10 protein-coding genes and 1 tRNA gene are annotated in these 16,655 nt (G+C 67.7%); 3 read left to right on the forward strand and 8 right to left on the reverse strand.

Features of this window, described 5'->3' with window-relative positions; genetic code table 11:
* Positions 1-25: 25 nt before the first annotated feature.
* The 3 genes from panC (at position 26) to GQR91_RS07145 (ending at position 5,068) form a co-directional block, all read left to right on the forward strand.
* Entirely contained in the window at positions 26-868 is an 843-nt protein-coding gene (panC, locus tag GQR91_RS07135; protein ID WP_149682273.1) for a pantoate--beta-alanine ligase, read from the forward strand.
* 97 nt (positions 869-965) lie between these two features.
* Complete coding sequence (locus GQR91_RS07140; RefSeq protein ID WP_112381916.1) at positions 966-1,226, forward strand: hypothetical protein; 261 nt, start codon at positions 966-968, stop codon at positions 1,224-1,226.
* Between the two features lie 611 nt (positions 1,227-1,837).
* Complete coding sequence (locus GQR91_RS07145; RefSeq protein ID WP_160146760.1) at positions 1,838-5,068, forward strand: TonB-dependent receptor; 3,231 nt, start codon at positions 1,838-1,840, stop codon at positions 5,066-5,068.
* Between the two features lie 152 nt (positions 5,069-5,220).
* Here GQR91_RS07145 and GQR91_RS07150 read toward each other — a convergent pair.
* The 8 genes from GQR91_RS07150 to GQR91_RS07185 form a co-directional block, all read right to left on the reverse strand.
* Positions 5,221-5,297, reverse strand: a tRNA-Arg gene (locus GQR91_RS07150).
* 93 nt (positions 5,298-5,390) lie between these two features.
* A complete protein-coding gene (locus GQR91_RS07155; RefSeq protein ID WP_149682271.1) occupies positions 5,391-5,783 on the reverse strand; it encodes a response regulator in 393 nt (130 codons plus the stop codon).
* Positions 5,764-7,710: a GAF domain-containing protein gene (locus GQR91_RS07160; protein WP_149682270.1), complete on the reverse strand. Its 1,947-nt coding sequence runs from the start codon at positions 7,708-7,710 to the stop codon at positions 5,764-5,766. The genes GQR91_RS07155 and GQR91_RS07160 overlap by 20 nt, the downstream gene beginning before the upstream one ends.
* Positions 7,711-7,742: 32 nt before the next feature.
* Positions 7,743-10,022: a glycoside hydrolase family 3 N-terminal domain-containing protein gene (locus GQR91_RS07165; RefSeq protein WP_235904007.1), complete on the reverse strand. Its 2,280-nt coding sequence runs from the start codon at positions 10,020-10,022 to the stop codon at positions 7,743-7,745.
* Positions 10,019-11,998: a hypothetical protein gene (locus GQR91_RS07170; protein WP_174236636.1), complete on the reverse strand. Its 1,980-nt coding sequence runs from the start codon at positions 11,996-11,998 to the stop codon at positions 10,019-10,021. The genes GQR91_RS07165 and GQR91_RS07170 overlap by 4 nt, the downstream gene beginning before the upstream one ends.
* A 132-nt stretch (positions 11,999-12,130) precedes the next feature.
* On the reverse strand, positions 12,131-15,019 hold the full coding sequence (locus GQR91_RS07175; RefSeq protein ID WP_160146759.1) for a TonB-dependent siderophore receptor: 2,889 nt from the start codon (positions 15,017-15,019) through the stop codon (positions 12,131-12,133).
* Positions 15,020-15,123: 104 nt separating this feature from the next.
* Entirely contained in the window at positions 15,124-16,050 is a 927-nt protein-coding gene (locus tag GQR91_RS07180) for a FecR family protein (protein ID WP_149682267.1), read from the reverse strand.
* On the reverse strand, positions 16,019-16,606 hold the full coding sequence (locus tag GQR91_RS07185; RefSeq protein ID WP_149682266.1) for an RNA polymerase sigma factor: 588 nt from the start codon (positions 16,604-16,606) through the stop codon (positions 16,019-16,021). The genes GQR91_RS07180 and GQR91_RS07185 overlap by 32 nt, the downstream gene beginning before the upstream one ends.
* Positions 16,607-16,655 lie beyond the last annotated feature (49 nt).

Consider the following 16,655-nt stretch of genomic DNA (forward strand, 5'->3'; position numbering starts at 1 on the left):
GCCTGGGGAACGAGGGGTAAAATCAGTGCAAGTCATTCGCGAACGGGACGCGCTTGCCGCAGCCGTGGCGGAATATCGGTCGGAGGGCTCCCGCGTCGTGCTGGTGCCCACCATGGGGGCCCTGCATGCGGGACATGTCTCGCTGATCGAGGCGGCCAAGCGGCCGGGCACGAAGGTCGTCGCGTCGATCTTCGTCAATCCGCGCCAGTTCGGCCCGAACGAGGATCTGGGCCGCTATCCCCGGCGTGAGATGGCCGACATCCGCATGCTGACCGAGGCGGGTTGCGATGCGGTGTGGATGCCCGGCGTCGACACCATGTATCCGGACGGGTTCGCCACCACGATCCACGTCTCGGGCGTGTCGGAAGGCTTTGACGGCGCGGCGCGGCCCGGCCATTTCGACGGCGTGGCGACCGTGGTCACCAAGCTGTTCAACCAGGTGCGCCCGGACGCCGCCTATTTCGGCGAAAAGGATTTCCAGCAGATCGCGGTCATCCGCCGCATGGTCGCGGACCTGGACATGGGGATCGAGATCGTCGGCGTACCGACCCAGCGCGAGGATGACGGGCTCGCTTTGTCGTCGCGCAACATCTATCTGGATGCGGACGAGCGTGCCAAGGCGGTAGCGCTGCCCCGCGCACTGGGGGTGGCGGCCCGCGCCATCGCGCGCGGCGAGGATGTCGTCGCGGTGCTGGACGATGCGCGCACCACGCTGACCGCCGCGGGCTTCGAGGTGGATTATGTCGCCTTGGCCGATGCCGAGACGCTGGCGGTCGAGCCGGCGGCGGATCGGCCCCGGCGCCTGCTGGCGGCGGCGCGCATGGGCAGCACCCGCCTGATCGACAACGTGCCTGTCGATCAGGGTTAACGCGTTAACCAGATATCGATCGAATCGGCCCCAAACCCTGTCCATCGAACGAATCGACCGAACGCACCGGTCGAGTGGATGGACAGGGATTTTCGTCATGATGGCAAATGGGGTGGAACAGGGGGTGCGCGACGGTGTCGCGCTGTATGATCGCGGGGTTGCCTGCTCGACCGGATCGGGCGGCACGCTGCTCGACTTGGTCGAAGCGCATAAATGGTTCAATCTGGCAGCGATCAGCGGCTTCGTGCCGGCACAGGTCGCGCGCGCCGAAATCGCGATGGACATGAGCGCCCGTGAAATCGCCGAAGCACAGCGCAAGGCGCGCGCCTGGCTGACCGGGAGCGCGCGGGCGCACTGAGGCGCGGGCGGGCAAGCCTTGGCTTGTCCATCGTCGGCGATTTGCTCACCGCATGGCGCCATGGGATGGTCCGGCGAATGACAGCCCCATGTTGATCGCGCGGCGCGCGCGGCGGGCGACGTGACCTGCACTGCCGGGGTGACGGATCCAGGCCCTTCGATCGATGCTGGCCCACGCCCAAGTCAGTCTGTCATCTGCGGCGCTATCCTGCTGATGTAAATTGATAATTCTTCAATTTGCGCCGGTCGTGCCATTACTCATCCTTTGTAGAAGAATGCAGTTGGCCTGTGTCGAATCCGACACAGTGTCGGCTTCGATGCTGAAGATAATCCAGCTGATAATTGAAGCGATCTCAGGATGTTAATCGCATGATCCTAACTTATGGCAAAATTGCTGCAAACGGCGGCTACTTTGATTGAATAATACTTATATTAATTTCTGAAATCCGTCTTGCGGCCGGTTCGGCTCTAAGATAGTCGATGCGATCACGGCCATGCGGGCCGAGATGCCATTGCCGGCGCAAGACCGGCAGATGGTCGGGGCGTGATTGGAGGGGTTGCATGACGGGTCGCGGTTTGCGTGACGCTCGCGTTGGGCGTCAGGTGTTGCATGTGGGTGTATCGACACTGGCGTTGCTGCTCGCATCGCAGCCGGCCTGGGGCCAGGCGAGCGATGTCGGTGCCGCCAAGCCCGCGGGTGCAGGGTCGCAGGGCACGATTTCCGGCACGCCGGCCGCCAGCGATGGCACCGCGCCGACCGCACCCGAGCAGGCCGGCAACACCACCGGCACGTCGGGCAGTTCGCAGGAAGCGTCAGTAACGCCGCCGGATACGGGCCGCGACGAGATCGTCGTCACCGGCGTGCGCCAGAGCCTGGCCAGCGCGCAGAACATCAAGCGCAATTCCGACACGGTGGTCGATGCGATCACCGCCGACGATATCGGCGCGCTGCCCGACCGTTCGGTGAACGAGGCCTTGCAGCGCGTGGCGGGCGTCGCGATCACGCGCTTCGCCTCCGCCAGCGACACCGCCCACTTCTCGGTTGAGGGGTCGGGCGTCACCATCCGCGGTCTCAGCTATGTACGTGGCGAGTTCAACGGGCGCGACAGCTTCGGCGTCGGCGGCGGCCGCGAGATCGGCTTCAACGACGTGCCGACCGAGCTCGTCGGATCGGTCGAGGTGTTCAAGAACCTGACCGCAGACCTGATCGAGGGCGGCATTTCGGGCACTGTCAACATCAACACACGCAAGCCGTTCGACAGTCGGGAAACGCTCGTCTACCTGTCGGGCAGCGTGAATTACGGCGATCTGGCGGAGCGCAGCGCGCCGGCCGTGGTCGGGCTGTTTTCCAAGCAGTGGGAACTGGGCAATGGCGGGCGGATCGGCCTGCTCGCCAGCGGCACCTATAACCAGCAGCGCAGCCGGTCGGACTCGGTGTTCTTCTCCTCGCTGCTGCCGCGGTTCAACGACGATACCAACGGCAATGCGCAGCAGGATCCCGGCGAGGGCCGTGTGATCAACGCCGGCACAGCCTTTCAGCGGACATTGTGGGACAATTTCCCCGTGCCCGCGGGCCGGTCGTTCGTCTATGCGCCGCTGGGCGCGGGCTCGCGTCTGCAGCGCTTCAACCGCACGCGCATCGGTTATTCGGGCGGCCTGCAATATGAGAACGCATCGGGCAATCTGTTGCTGACCGGGCAGTTCCTGCGCGCCGAGTCGAAGCAGGAATGGCTGGATCGCACCAACGAGCCCAACGTCTATTATGGCGATGCCACGGCGATCTTCCCGCAAGGCTACAATCCTTTTGCACCACGTGCCGGGCAGGTGTTCAGCCAGAACGGCTATGATGCGAACGGCATTTTCACCAACGGCACGGTGGTTCGCGCCGGGGGCGGGCAGTATAACTATTTTACCAACCGCTTCTTCAAGACCGACGGGTATACGCAGGATCAGTCGCTGAACCTGAAATGGTCGCCCACCGATCGCCTGCACCTGAATTTTGATGCGCAATATGTCCTGAGCAAGTCGAACGACCGGGACGATACCGCCGACGTGACGACCTTTGCCGGCGTCGCTATCGACAATCGCAGCGGCATCCCGCAGATCACGCCGATCACCCCGGCAGGCCAGGATGTCGCCGCCTATTTCGGCAACCCCGCCAACATCTTCATCCGCAACGCGATGAACAACCGCGCGATCACCGACGGCGATGAATGGGCGTTCCGCGGCGATGCGCAATATGACGTGTCGGAGGATTCGTTCCTGCGCAAGGTCCGGGTCGGGGCACGCTATGCACGCCGTGCCCAGACGGTGCGCACCAACGACTACAGCAACTGGGGCGCGGTGTCCGACACCTGGACCTCGGGCGGCATCGCCTCGCTCGACAAATATGCCGGGTCGGTTTCGAACTTCAACTTTTCCAACTTCTTCCGCGGACAGGCCGTTGCACCGCCGACGTCGCCCTTCATCTCGGATGCGGTGCTGAAGGATCACGAGGCGCTGACGAACCTGCTGCGCGCCGCCACCAAGGCATCGGGCGGCAGTTACACACCGTTGCAGGATCGGGGCACCGACCTGATCGAGGGCTATTTCCTGCCGACCGAGGTTTACCGCAATCGCGAGACGACTTGGGCGGGCTATGTCCGTGCCGATTTCGGCGTCGAGGGGATTGGGGGCGGGTCGTCCGACCTGTCGGGCAATATCGGCGTGCGTTTCGTGCACAGCCGCAACGAAGCCGTGGGCGCCATCCGCTTTCCGCAGATATCCTCGACCCTCGGCAGCTTCTCGACCATCGCGGACTTCTGCGCATCGCCCAACCCGAACAACAACGTTCGCCCGATCTGCACGATCACACCGGCACAACAGGCCGCTGTCTTCGCCTTCTCGAACAATGCGTCCTTCCCGGATACTGCGGCGCAAAGCTTCGACAAGTGGTTGCCGAGCCTCAACCTGTTGTACCGCGTGAGTCCGACCTTCCAGATGCGGTTCGCCGCGTCCAAGGCGATCTCGCGCCCGGCGTTCAACGACCTGCGCAACTTCATCGGGGTGGTACCGGCGGACACCAACGGTGTCGGCACCTATGGCTTCCAGTCGACTGCGCGTAATCCGTATCTGCGCCCGATCGATGCCAAGCAGCTTGACCTTACCGCGGAATGGTATTTCGCCAAGGTCGGATCGCTGACTGGTGCAGTGTTCTACAAGCAACTGTCCAACATCATCCTCGACAATTTCGGCTATACGCGTTCCTTCACGAACAATGGCCAGACGTTCGACGTCACGGTAAACGGTCCGGACAACGCGCCCGGCAAGGCAAACATCAAGGGCGCGGAACTCTCGTACCAGCAGACCTACGACTTCCTGCCGGGCATCCTGCGCGGCCTAGGAACACAGGCGACCTTTACCTATATCGATCCGGGCACGATTCCCAATGCGCGTCCGGCCAACGCCGCCAATGACGGTAACCGCCCGCCGCTTGACGTTACGGGCATCTACGACACGCTGCCGTTGGCGCAGTTGTCGAAATATAACGTCAATGCGGCCGTGTTCTACGACCTGTTCAATATCTCGGCCCGCGTCGCCTATAGCTGGCGATCGAAGTATCTGCTGACCAATCGTGACTGCTGCTTCCCGTTCCTGCCGGTCTATGCCCTGGGTGTCGGCCAGATGGACGGTTCGTTGATCTATACGGTCAATCGCAACTTCAAGATTGGTCTGCAGGTCCAGAACCTGTTGGATACGACCACGAAGACGACCTTCGTCCTCAACCGCGAAGGCCTGGAAGCGCCGCGCACCTACTTCAAGAGCGACCGCCAATATCAGATGACGGTTCGCCTGACCCTCTGACGATCAACGGAAGCATCAAGTCGTTCGGGGCGGCGCGATCATCTCGCGCCGCCCCGAATGCGTTTGGCGGGCGTGGCTTTTGAAGGAGACATGGCTTTCCCACGCGCCCGAGCGGGGCTCGTCACGCGTTCGCCGGATTGGTATTTGGAAGCTGGCGCACCCGACAGGATTCGAACCTGTGGCCTCTGCCTTCGGAGGGCAGCGCTCTATCCAGCTGAGCTACGGGTGCCTGGAAGCGCGCGCTTAGCAGAGCGTCGGCGGGGGCGCCAGCGGTTTTCCACGGGAGGAGCGGATGCCGCGCGGCGCCTGATGCCTCGGCCCGTTATTTCTGCTGGCGGATCAGCGATTGCACTTCGCTCAGTACCGCGTCGACGCCGATCGGCTTGATGAGGCGGGGCGCGCCGGCATAGGCGGCGGGCAGGGCCCAGGCGTCGTAGCCGGTCAGGAACATATACGGCACCGATCGGCGGTCGAGCGCGTCGGCGATGGGGAAGGATGCGCTTTCCTGAAGATTGACGTCCAGCACGGCGGCGTCGAGTGGTTCCTGTCCGGCCAGCGCCAGGCCGCGGCGCAGATCGCCGACCGGGCCGACGACAGAGGCACCCGCCTGTTGCAACGCGCGCTTCAGGTCGGAGGCGATGTAATATTCGTCCTCGACGATCAGGATGCGCTTGCCCGTCAAATCGACCTGCGCCTCATCGCAATTCGAAGCCATGTGCGTCCTCCCGTTCTTCATGCAATGTGATCGCGATCGTGCAGCGCACGCCGCGTGGCCCGAATTCCAGTCGCGTCTGCGCACCCAGGCGATAGGGTAGTGCATCCTCGATCAGTTCCCGGCCAAAGCCCTGCATGGGCGCATCGGTGATGTCGTCGACGCCGTCCTCAACCCATGTCAGCACCAGCGTGCGTTCACCATCCTCTGCGGCAAGGATGTTCCAGCCGATCGACAGGGTCGCGGCGGTGCAGCGCAATGCGCCATATTTGATCGCGTTGGTCGTCAGTTCGTGCACCGCCAGTCCCAGCGATTCCGCGGCCGATGCCGGCAATGCGACATCGGGGCCATCCAGCCGCACATTGGGCGCGTTGGCCGCGCCGACGCTGAGCAATTCGTCGCGGATCAGGTTTTCCAGGTCGACCCGGCCGCTCGCGCTGCGCGTCACGATCACCTGCGTGCGGGCCAGCGCATCCAGCCGCCCCTTAAAGTGCGAGGCGCCTTCCTCGGGCGAGCCGCCCATCTCGATCGAGCGGGCAAAGACCGAGCGGACGACCGACAGCATGTTGCGCACCCGGTGCTGCAACTCGGCGACCAGCAATTGCTGGCGGTCCTGCAGCTGGCGCAACTCGTGCACGTCGGTGGAGGTGCCGAGCCATTCGACGATCGTGCCGTCCTCGGCACGACGCGGCACCGCGCGGGTCTGGAACCAGCGATAGCGATCGTCCGCCACGTGCCAGATCCGGTAATCGGCACGATAGGCGCGGCGCGCGTCGGCCTGGGCCCAAGCCTCGCATGCACGCTCCCGGTCGTCCGGGTGGATACGATCGAGCCAGCCAAATGCCAGCGAGTCGGGTTCCGTCTGGCCGGTGATCGCGGTCCATTGCGGACTGGCCCAGGTCCAGGCGCCGTGATCCTCCGCGCGCCATACCAGATGCGGAATGCCGGCAACCAGTGTTTCCAGACGCGCGCGGCTTTCGCGCAGTGCCGCCTCGGCCTGCTTGCGCCCGGTGATGTCGGTGAAGACCAGCGCGACCTCGTTGGCGCCGCCATCGGCGGCGGGAGCCGCGTAGATGGAGAACCAGCGGTTCAACTCGGGCACATGCCGCTCAAAGCGTTCGGCGCGTCCCGTGCGCAAAATCTGCGCATAGCGTTCGATCCATGCGCGCGGATAATGTGGCATGACCTCGCTCACCACCTGACCGGTGACGTCGCCGAGCGTGGTATGCTGCGAAAAGGCGCGGTTCACCTCCAGCCAGCGCAGCGCGGTGGCGGCGCCATCGGCATCGTACAGCAGTTCGATCCGGGCGATGCCCTCGTCGATCGTGTCGAACAGGCGGCGCAACTTGCTCTCGCTGGTCGCCAGGGCCCGGCCGGTGCGTCGGCTGACCAGTGCCTGGCACATGGCGGGGGCGAGCGCCTCCATCACCTCGCGTTCCTCCGGCCCGAAGCCGCCGGGCCGGTTGCCCAGCCCGATCATGCCGACGACGCGCGTGCCGACCAGCAGCGGCACGCCCATGAAGGATGTGAGCGGCGGGTGGCCGTGCGGCGTGCCGATGCGGTCGCGGTGGCTGGCGGGATCGTTCGCAATCTCGGTCCGGCCATCGCGCAGCACGCGGCCATAGATGCCGTGGATCTTCAGGCCCGATGGCGCCACGCCGTGGGAAAAGGCGGGGTCGTTCATCGAGAAGGCGGCCCATCCGCCCGGACTGATCGCCAGATCGTCCAACTGGTCGGTGGCGGTGTTGATCGCGCCCATGAAGCTGATGGTGGCGCCCGTCACCTCCTCGGCGATCGACAGGCATAGCTGGCCGAGTGCCTCGTCGGAGCGGATGGCCAGCATCTCGCGGAAGATGCGATTGATGCCCTCCAGCACCGCGTTCTTGCGCTCCAGCGCTTCGACGCGCGATCCTGGCTCCTCTTGATGCATGTTGCTCCTTGGGTCCGTTGTGTCAGACTTCGTTAAGGAACAGAAGAACCTCCGTTAATTTCCAGGATAGGCGCATCGTGGGGGGTGACGGTGAAACTGGTGAAGGCCGTTGCCTCCATGCCCTCCGACAGGCGGATGTCGAATGCGCCTGGTTCGACCGATGGGTGGCCGGTGGGGGTGATGAGGGCGAGGTCGTCGGGGGTCAGGGTGAAGGTGACGTGCCGTGCGGCGCGGGGGGCGAGGGACAGGCGGAGCCAGCGTTTCATCTGCCAGACGGGGCGGATGCGGCTGGCGACGCGGTCGTGGATGTCGAGGCGGATGCAGGCGAGGCCGGGGCGGGGGCCGATGTTGCGGACGCGGACCGAGACGGGGACCGGTGCGCCGTAGGGGATGGTGGCGGGCACGCGCACCCTGTCGAGCGCGAAGCGGGTGTAGGAGAGGCCGGCGCCGAAGGGGAAGAGCGCGCGGTCGGGGGCGTCGCGCCAATGGGCGCGGCCGGGGGCGAGGGGAGCGTCGTCGGGGGCGGGGCGGCCGGTGGCGGGGCGGTCGTAGCTCCAGGGTTGCTGGCCGGTGGCAAACGGGAAGCTGACGGGCAGGCGGCCGGACGGCTCGGCGCGGCCGAACAGGATATCGGCAACCGCGTGGCCGGTCTGGGCCCCCAGAAACCAGGTAGCAAGGATCGCGGGGGCATCGCGCACCGCGCCCTCAAGCGCCAGCGCGCGGCCGTGACGCAGCAGGATGACGAGCGGTTTGCCGGTGGCGGCCACCGCTTCGGCCAAGGCCTGTTGCGCGGCCGGAACGGTGATCGCGACGCGGCTGTTGCCCTCGCCCGACATGTCCGCGCCCTCCCCGATGGCGAGCAGCACCACGTCCGCCGCGCGCGCCGCCGCCACGGCGCGGTCGATGCCGCCGGGCAGGGGATGGTGGATGCCGCTGCCCGGCTCGACCACAAGGGGGCGGATCGCGGTGGCGAGGTCGACCCCGTCCTCCGCGCGACCGGCGAACGACCAGGGGCCGTTCAGATGCGTGCGATCGGCCCCAAACGGGCCGATCAGCGCGACGCGGGTAGCGGGGGCGAGTGGCAGTACCGCGCCCTCGTTGCGCAGCAGAACGATGCTGCGCGTCGCCGCCTCGCGCGCAAGGGCGGTGGGCGGCGGGGCGGTGGGCGGCGGGGCGGCGGGCTGGCGGAGCCCGCGAAAGGGATCGTCGAACAGGCCGAACGCGTCCTTCAACGCCAGCACGCGGGCGACGGCGCGGTCGACCACGGCGATCGGCACCGCGCCGCTTGCCACCAGGGCGGGGAGGTGACGCTGGAACAGCCCGCTCTGCATCGACATGTCGATGCCCGCCAGGATGGCGAGGCGCGCGGCATCCGCTTCGTCCGCGGCGACACCGTGCGCGATCAGTTCGCGGTCGGCGTCATAATCGGACACGCAGACGCCGGTGAAGCCCAGATCCTCGCGCAGGATGTCGGTCAGCAGGTGGCGATTGGCGGTGGCGGGAATGCCGTTGAAGGCGGTGAACGCGGCCATCGTCGCCGCGGCCCCGGCGCGAAAGGCGGCGGCGAAGGGCGGCAACACCACCTCGCGCAGTTGCGCGTCGCTCATGTCGACCGCGCCATATTCCATGCCGCCGCGCACCTCCGCATAGCCGGCGAAATGCTTGGGCGTGGCGGCAAGCGCATCGGCGCCGGAAAGGCCGGCGCCCTGGAAGCCGCGGACGCGCGCCACCGCCAGCGCGACGTTCAGCGCCACATCCTCGCCCGCGCCCTCCGCGACCCGCCCCCAGCGCTGGTCACGCGCGACATCGACCACCGGGGCGAAGGTCCAGTGGATCCCCGCCGCGCGCGCCTCCACCGCGACGGCGCGGGCAACGCGCCGCGACAGGTCACCATCGAAGGCGGCGGCTTCGCCCAGCGGAATGGGAAAAATGGTGCGGCAGCCATGGATGAGGTCGGCGGCGAACAGCAGCGGGATGCGCAACCGGCTGGCCAGTGCCGCCTCCTGCGCGCGGATCGCCCCTTGCGCGCCATAGCCGTTGAACAGCATGCCGATGCGCCCGGCGCGGATGTCGGCCAGTTGCGCCGCAGCCCCTTGCGCATTCACCACCGGGTTGAACACCGCGCCCACGGGGCGGATCTCGTCGTTGAAACAGGAAAGCTGCCCCGCCTTCTCTTCGATCGTCATGCGGGCGATGAGCGCGTTGATGCGGGTCGTGGCGGCGCCGGCGGGGCGGGGGATCGCGGCGGCGGCGGCGAGCAGCCCGGCGCGGGCCAGCAGGGTGCGGCGGTCGAGCACCCGCGCCGCGGTCACGGTGCCGGCGGCTGCAGCGCGAGGAACACCGTGCTCCACAGTTGCGCGGCGTTGGATTCGTCTGCGTCCCCCGACGGCGCGCCGAACGGGGCGACGCGGTAGCCGCCATCCCGGTAGGCCCAGGACCAGAGTTCGGAGGTGCGCACCTCGCCCGCCGACTGGATGGCGCGCCAGAGTTGCGCGCGCGCCGCCACCGCCCTGGCGCGGACAGCGGCGGGCAGGTCGGTGCGCGCGATCTGGCGGTTCAGCCCTGCGGCCAGCACCGCCTGTTGCCAGGACCAGACGACGGTGCCGTGATAGGCGCCGGCGCCGAAGCGCGCCTGCACGTCGCGCGCGGCAAAGGCGGGGTTGGCGACGAGCAGGCCGACCGGCGTCATCAACCCGGCGGGGAAGGGACGCATCATCGCGGTCAGCGAGCGGTCGAGCGCCGCCGCATCGGGATCGGTGAAAAGGAGCGCAAAGCCGTCATCCGAATGCAGCACCGGCACGGGCCTGCCATCCGCCATCAGCGACAGGGCGTTGAACGTCACCGGCGCGGTCCCGAGCGCGGCAAGCGCGCCTTGCGCGGGGACGCCCACCTGTCCGGCATAGTCGCCCACCGCCTGCGCGGCGCGGTCCGCCGGGATCGTGACCGCGAACAACGGTGGCGCGGCGCGGTGCCATGCGGCGGCCTGCGCACCTGCCCTGCCGATGGTGGCGCGCTGGGCGGGGGTGCCGAAGGACTTGAGCAGCCCGGCGCGGTCGATCGCGGCGATCGCATCCAGCGCAGCGGGCACCCACACCGCATTCACGTCATAGGCGTAGCGGCCACGCCCCAGACCTTCCTCGCTGTCGCGCCATTGCCCGGTCAGGCGGTCGCCCTTCAATCCGACAAGGCGGTCGACACCGGGCGATGCGGCAAAGGCGGCGGTACGCTCCACCACCCAGGCGAAGTTCGCCACCAGCCGGTCGCCTTGCGTCCGACCGGCGGCATCGCGGCCGTTCAGAAAGGTCGCCGCACGCGGGGCGCCGCGCCCGAGCAGCCAGGCACTGGCGACGGGGGCGAGCATGAAGTCGTCATCGATCATCGCATAGTCGTAGATCGGCGTCGCGACGCGCCCGCGGCCTTCGCGCATGTTGCGCAGCACGGCGAACTCGCCGATATCCTCCTCATGCGCGACCTCGCCATTGGCGGCGAGGCGGGCGAGCACCGCGCCCAGCCCGGCCTCCACGGCGGCGGGTTGCAGCACCGGCATCAGCAGGCGCAGGCTCATCAGCGTGTCGCGGCCGAAATAGGTGTCGAACCGCCATGATCCCGCCAGATATTTCTCGCGATAGGACAGGAATTGCAGCGCGTTGCGCGCGCGCATGTCGCTGCCCGCCTGTGCGTTCAGGAGGGCGGAGCCGGCGAGCGGGGTCAGCGGCGTCTCGCCGGTGGCGGCGGTGATCGCCAGCGTGATGCGGCCATCGGGACCGGCTTTCACCCGGTCTCCCTCGATCCTGGTGCCGCGCAGGCCCGATACCGACAGCGCATAGCCGGGGGCGCCGTCCAGCCGGTCCCGCGCCCATGTGCCCGCGCGGCCGGCGACCAGTATCTCCGCAGGCGCCTTGCCCAGCGCCTCATAGTCGCGCAGCACGCGTACCGATGACAGCACCGCCTGCCGGAAGCGCAGTTCGGGGGCATCGATGCTCGCCACCGCCCGCAGGCCGTGAAGCCTGTCCGATGAATACGGGGTCGGCGCCTGATCGAGCCGCCATGTCACGGGCCTGGCGGTCTTCTCGAACCACAGGCCGGTGCCGCTGTTGCCGGCGGGAAAGGCGACGAGGATGCGCGGGTCGCTGCCCGAGCGGAGCAGCAGATGCGCCGCCACCGGCCCCTGGCGCAGGAACGCGTTGATGTTGCGCCCTTCGTCGATGCGAAACGCCAGGGGGGCTTGCTGCGCGACCGCGGTGGCGGCGGTGATGGCAAGCGTGGCGGCGAGCACGAGGCGGATCATGCTATATCCCATTGATTGGCTTGGTCACCCTCACCCTTCCGGCGCTGACGCGCCTCCCTCCCTCTCCCGGCGGGAGAGGGAAGGGGCCCATCGGCAAAGCCGATGGGAAGGGTGAGGGCGACCAGTCGTTGCTCAGAAATCGAACCGCAGGCTGGCGACTGCGTTCCGCCCGTTGATCGGCCGCGCAAAGTAGAAGTTCGATCCCGTATTCTCGTTGAACCCGCCGCGCGGATTGCCCTCGGTCAGGCCGACGGCGTTGCCGATATTCTCCACCGAGGCGTTGAAGGTGACGCCCGGCGCGACATTGACCATCACGCCGGCCGAAAACAGGCTGTAGCCGGGCAGTTCGAGCTGGTTTGAGATATCGGCATAGATGCGCCCGATCCGCCGCCAGCTGCCGTAGATCTCGCCCAGACCGTTGGGCAGCACGATGGCGGGGGTGACCGCGACGTTGATCGCGGGCGTCCGTTCCGGCTTGTTGCCGTCGAACCCTTCCACCTGGGTGCGCAGGCCTTGCGCGATCTGGTTGATGTCGATCGGGTTGCCACCCTGGAAGGCGGAGAGCGAGCGGATGTCGATCTTCGACTCCTGGATCACGCCCACCGCCTGGACGCGGAACCAGTCGACCGGCCGCACGGTCACGTCGAACTCGCCGCCCCAGACCTTGATGCCGGAATTGGCGGTAAGCTGCTGCGTCACCGTCACGCCGTTCACCGTCGTCTGCACGTCGCGCGATTGCGGGTAATCGAGGAAGTTGGTGTAGAAACCGGTCACCGATGCCTGCACCAGCCGGCTGGAATAGCGCAGGCCGGCTTCGGCGAAGCGCAGGTCGGTCGGGCGGTTCTGTTCCTGCGCCTGGAAGCCGGTGGCGTAGCGGCCATAGACGGCGAAACGGTCGGTGATCAGATAGTTGGCGCCCAGCGTCCAGGCGATCTTGTTGAATTCGCGGCGCTGGCGCGAAAAGGTGCCGTCGAAGCTGCCGCCGCCATATTGGGCGATGTAGTTGTTGGCGATGATGGTGTCGTTGTCGGCGATCAGCACGCCACCGGGGGTGAAGACGCCTGCACCCGCCACCGGCACCTGTCCGACCGTGTTGCCGCCCAGCCGGTTGAACACGAAATGTTCGAAGCGGATGCCGCCGTCGATCCTGAGCTTGTCCCACAGCGTCAACTGGTCGGTGGCATAGGCGGAGATCGAGGTGAACTTGGCGCGGCTCGGCCCTTCGCCGAAGGTGCCGTAATTGAGGAAGCCGTTTTCGGTCAGCGAGCCGACCACGCCGTTGGCGGCATTGAGGGCCACCACGTCGACGCGGCGCGCGCGGTTGCGCACGTCGGTCAGGAAGGTGGCGGCGCCCACCGCGTCGTTATACCGGCTGGAGCGGGTGAACAGCCCGCCGATCGTCAGCGAGTTGGTCGGCGTCTGCCAGGTGATGCCGGTGTCGCTGTTGAATTCCTTCACCGACGCGCGGTTGTTGCCGATCACGCTTTCGGCGATCAGGCCGTTGCCGTTGAGCGCGTTCAGCGCGGCATCGCCGCGGACGATCTGCCCGGTATCGACATAGCGCAGGCCAAGCCCAGTGGCGCCCGCCGGCGCGAAGCGGGTGAGCGTCTGCACGCTGGTCGCATTCAGCCCGGTGCCGGTGGTGCGCAGCCGTTCGGAGGCGAGTTGCAGGGCGGAATTGTCGTAGGAAAAGATCGAATTGAAGTCGGTGCCGAAGCGCGTGTAGCGGCCACGCGCGAAGAAGTTGAAGTCGCGTCCGAAATCCTGGGTCAGGTCGTAGCCATAGGACTGCGCCCTGGTATGCACGCCGTCCGTCAGGTCGATGTCCTTGAACGACGCGCCCGTGGTCGGCGTGGTGCGCACCCGGACCTGGCCGAAGTCGCGGCTTTGCAACAGGCCGTGGGTGGCGGACAGGCCGGGGATCGATTGCGGATCGCCGACACCGGTCACCGGGATCGGCACGTAGAAGATGTTGTGATCGTCCACCACCTTGGCGGACAGGGTCAGCCGGCCGCTGTCCCAGCGCTGCGAGATGGCGGCGCGGAACAGGAAGCCCTGATTGGCGTCATAGCCGGGATCGCGGATGCCGTCGTCGCGGCGGTAGAAGCCGCCGATCGCGATCGCGGTGTTCTCGGCGATCGGCTTGGTCATGAAGGCGTCGACGCGCGCGGTGGCGAAGCTCGACGTGGTAAGCTGGAAGGTGCCGCCCGCCTTGTCGAAATCGGGCTTGCGGGTGATGAAGTTGATGGTGGCGCCCGCGCCGTTGACGGTCAGGATGCCCGACGCGCCCGAGCGCACCGCCTCCAGCCGGTCGATATAGACTTCCTGCTTCAGGATCGTGTCGGACAGCGCATTGATGTAGAAGACGGGCAGGCCGTCCTCCTGCAACTGTACGAATTGCTGTCCGCCGCCGGCGAGGCCCCGTACCGAGAAGTTGTTCGACACCTCGCCGCCGGATCCTTCGACAAAGATGCCGGGAACCAGTTCCAGCGCCTGGGCGGTCGATCGGGGTGCCTTGCGGTCCAGATCCTCGCGCGTGGCGACGGTGATCGCGGAGGAGGAGGTCAGCACCGTCTGGCCGCGGGTGCGCGTGCCGGTGACAATGATCGCGTCCAGCTCGTTGTCCGCCTGCTGCGTCGGGGCCTCGCCGGGCTGGTTGACGGTGTCGGCCTGCGGGGCGGCGGGGTCGGCCTGTTGCGGGCGGGTGGCGGCGGTGCGGGGGGCGGCGAGGATGGCGGTGCGTCCGTCGAACGAGGCGACGGCCAGGCCGGCCGACCCGGCGACGCGGCGGAGCGCCTGGGGTACGGCGTAGCTGCCGCGCACCGCGGCGATGCGGCGGCCGCGCGTCGCTTCCTCGGGCGCGAGCACCTGGATGCCCGCCTGCCGCGCAAAGGCGACGATGCCGCTGGCGGCGGGCTGCGCGGCGATGTCGAAACGCCTGGTCTGCGCCGCGGCGGCGGCCGGGCTGGCGACGACGATGGCCATCAGCGATGCGGCGGTGAAGGTGGCACGAAGCGGCATGTGAAGATCCTCCCCTCTGGTCTGGCGACGCATCTGCGTGCGTCTCGCGAGGGTAGATGGACGGCCGGGCGATTTCCGTCCGGACCGGATCGAATTAATTCGGATCAGTTCCCCCGGAGCAGCCGGATCGCCTCCCCGTCCCGCTCGACGCGCGCATCGGTCATCGCCGCGGCGGAGCGGGCAAAGCCATCGACATCGTCGGTGCGGAACCAGCCGACGATGCGGCGATCGGCCAGTCCGGCCTCCACCGACAATTGCTGGCGGTTGTAGCGGTTGAACTCGGCCGCGGCATCGCCCAGCGTCATGCCGTCCAGCACGATCTCGCCGCGGCGCCAGGCCAGCGCCTCGTCGATGCGCGCGGGGGCCACCTGCGCCTCGTCCGCGCCGCGATCGTCGCGAACGACGGCGCGCGACCCGGCGGTCAGGTTGAGGAAGCGCGCCGGCGCGTCCACCGACCAGACGCGCACCCGCCCCTCGTTCACCACCACTTGCGCCCGCCCCGCCAGTCGGCGCACGGAAAAGGCGGTGCCCACCGCCTGCACCCGCACCGCTCCCGCCTCCACCACGAAGGGGCGCGTGGTGTCGTGCGCGACCTGGAACCAGGCCTCGCCGCTGTCCAGCATCACCCGGCGCGCATCGCCCGCGATCGCCACGCGCGACCGGCTGTCGGTGTTGAGCAGCATCGTCGACCCGTCCGCCAGCCGCGCCGGGCGCCGCTCGCCGATCGCGGTCGCGAATGCCTGCGCCGCATCATGCTGTATCCACCAGCCGAACCCGGCAATGCCCGCCGCCACCAGCCCCGCCGTGCCCGCCAGCCAGCGACGGCGCGACATGACCGGCGGTTCGGCCGCGGCGGCGGGCAGGCCGGACAGCGAGGTCCACAGCGCCTGCGCACGGATCAGCGCCCCGCGGTGGCGCGGGTCGGCGTCCAGCCACGCGTCCAGCCCCGCATCCGGCCCGCCGCGGTCCAACCGCGCGACCCATGCAGCGGCGGCGGCGTCAATGGCGGCGGCGGAGGGGCGTTCGTCCATGTCTCATCCGTTGGCGCGTCGGCAGTTCGGCGCGCTCGTCCTCGCTCAACCCCGCCAGCACGGTGCGCAGGCTGCGGGCCAGGTCATTTTCCACGATCGTCTCGGTCACGCCCATCCGCTCGGCGATCTCGCGCTGCGACAGGCCGTCCAGCTTGCGCAGCCGCAGGATCGCGCGCGCCCGGTCGGGCAGGGCACCGATCAGCGCCTCGACATGACCGAGCAGCCCGCGCCCCGAAACGATCCGCTCCGGATCCAGCTCGTCCGCGATCAAGGCGGGCTCGATATCCGCCAACGTTCCCGCCGCCTCGATCCGCACCACGCGCGTCCGGCGGATCTCGGCCAGCACGACGTTGCGGGCGGTCTGGAACAGATAGCGTCGTGGGTCGGCGATATGGGCGAACCCGTCCAGTTCGGCGAGGCGGCAATAGCTTTCCTGTATCACGTCGTCCGCCTGATGTTGGGGAAAGGCACCGCGCAGCCATCGACGCAGCGCCGGTTCGTGCGGCAGCACCTCCTGCGCGATCCATAGCAGCAATGGCGTGTTCGCCCGGCGCATCGTCCCCCTCGTCCATCCCATGATGCATGGGCGGTCCGTTTCCGTCGCA

Origin of the sequence: Sphingomonas carotinifaciens (assembly GCF_009789535.1) — a bacterium.
GTDB classification, from domain to species: Bacteria; Pseudomonadota; Alphaproteobacteria; order Sphingomonadales; family Sphingomonadaceae; genus Sphingomonas; species Sphingomonas carotinifaciens.

What these genes read in the sequence shown, in the direction of transcription:
- GQR91_RS07175 (WP_160146759.1), bottom strand. Translation starts at nt 15,019, where the DNA reads ATGCCGCTTCGTGCCACCTTCACCGCCGCATCGCTGATGGCCATCGTC.
- GQR91_RS07180 (WP_149682267.1), bottom strand. Translation starts at nt 16,050, where the DNA reads ATGGACGAACGCCCCTCCGCCGCCGCCATTGACGCCGCCGCCGCTGCA.
- GQR91_RS07160 (WP_149682270.1), bottom strand. Translation starts at nt 7,710, where the DNA reads ATGCATCAAGAGGAGCCAGGATCGCGCGTCGAAGCGCTGGAGCGCAAG.
- GQR91_RS07185 (WP_149682266.1), bottom strand. Translation starts at nt 16,606, where the DNA reads ATGCGCCGGGCGAACACGCCATTGCTGCTATGGATCGCGCAGGAGGTG.
- GQR91_RS07155 (WP_149682271.1), bottom strand. Translation starts at nt 5,783, where the DNA reads ATGGCTTCGAATTGCGATGAGGCGCAGGTCGATTTGACGGGCAAGCGC.
- GQR91_RS07140 (WP_112381916.1), top strand. Translation starts at nt 966, where the DNA reads ATGATGGCAAATGGGGTGGAACAGGGGGTGCGCGACGGTGTCGCGCTG.
- GQR91_RS07170 (WP_174236636.1), bottom strand. Translation starts at nt 11,998, where the DNA reads ATGATCCGCCTCGTGCTCGCCGCCACGCTTGCCATCACCGCCGCCACC.